This is a genomic window from Streptomyces sp. SBT349, from assembly GCF_001083795.1.
Classification (GTDB): Bacteria; Actinomycetota; Actinomycetes; order Streptomycetales; family Streptomycetaceae; genus Streptomyces.
Genome location: NZ_LAVK01000676.1, coordinates 1 through 1,332, shown reverse-complemented (window position 1 = coordinate 1,332; position 1,332 = coordinate 1). Strand labels below are relative to the sequence as shown.

The 1,332-nt window shown below is 78.6% G+C and carries 1 protein-coding gene and 1 pseudogene; one reads left to right on the top strand and one right to left on the bottom strand.

Features of this window, described 5'->3' with window-relative positions; translation table 11 throughout:
* On the top strand, positions 1-665 hold a 665-nt coding region (locus ADY01_RS35755; protein WP_049581068.1), incomplete at its 5' end, for an SDR family oxidoreductase.
* Here ADY01_RS35755 and ADY01_RS39600 read toward each other — a convergent pair.
* Positions 619-1,332, bottom strand: a pseudogene (locus tag ADY01_RS39600) (ATP-binding protein); the annotation flags it as partial. The gene ADY01_RS35755 and the pseudogene ADY01_RS39600 overlap by 47 nt on opposite strands.

Sequence of the window (1,332 nt, the reverse complement as noted above, 5' to 3'; positions counted from 1 at the left end):
GGGTCCACTGGGTGCGGGCCGACCTCACCACGGGCGAGGGGTCCGCCGACGCCCTGGCCGGCGTGGACACCGTGGTGCACCTGGCGGCGGCGCCCTACCGCCGCGGCTACACCACCCGCGTCGAGGTCGAGGGGACCCGGTGGTTCCTCGCCCTCGCCGCGGAGGCCGGGGTCTCCCACGTGGTGTACGCGTCGATCCTCGGCTGCGACCGCGTCCCCTGGGGCTACTTCCGCACCAAGGTCCGCGGCGAGGAGGTCGTGCGGGGCAGCGGCCTGCCCTGGACGGTGGTGCGGGCCGCGCAGTTCCACCCGTTCGTGGACCAGGCGCTGACGGCGGCGGCCCGGCTCGGCGTGATGGTCGCCGACCCCGGGATCACCGCCCAGCCCGTGGACGTGAACGAGGTGGCCGACCGCATCGTCGCCCTGGTCGGGGAGGGACGGGGGCGGGGGATCGAGGAGTTCGCGGGACCGGAGGCGCTCACCCTGGACGAGGCCGTCCGGCAGTGGCTCGCCGCCCGGCGCAAGCGGCGGCCCGTCCTGCGACTGCCGGTGCCCGGCCGCACCGGCAGGGCGTTCCGCGGCGGCCATCTGACCACCGGGGCCCTGCCCCGCGGCGAGATCACCTGGCGCCGGTACCTGGAGGAGACGTACCACCAGGCGCCGTAGCGCGCCCCGCCCCGCGGCGTGGGCGCGCTTCCGCGCTCGCGCGGGGCCGGGGCCCCGGCCAGCCCGTCGCCTCGGCGACCGCGACGGCGACCGCGTCGGCGGCCTCCTCGGCGGTCAGCTCGTCCGTGTCCACCCGCAGGTCGCCCAGACCGGCGCGCTCCATGGCCGCGGCCCGCGCCGCGGCCCGTTCGGCGACGCGGCGCAGATGCGCGGCGGGCCGCCCGTTCAGCGGATCACCCGGCTGCTGCCAACTGCCGCGGCCCCGCCCGCGGAGCGCGATCCGCTCCGCCAGCCGCTCGCCGCCCGCGTGGAGCCTGCACACCGTGAGATCCGCCCCCGGCAGGGCCCTCGCGTACACCCCCGCCGCGGCCTCGTCCTCCACCGGGCCGACCACGACCAGGCACTCCGCCCCCGCCGCCCGGTACGTTCGCCACACCGCCGCCAGGTTCCCGGCCCGCATCCGGTGCCCGCCCGGATCGGCCTCCGGGCCGGGACCGAAGAAGCCGAGCTGGTCGACGTCCACGAACGCCGCGCCGAACCCGGCCTGCAACGCCCGCATGAAGAGCGTGAACCCGACCGTCGACGTGCCCACCCCGGTCGCCCCGCACAGCCACAGGATCCGCCCGCCGACCGGGTCCGCCGCGCGGCCCGGCGGCCCGGCGGCCCG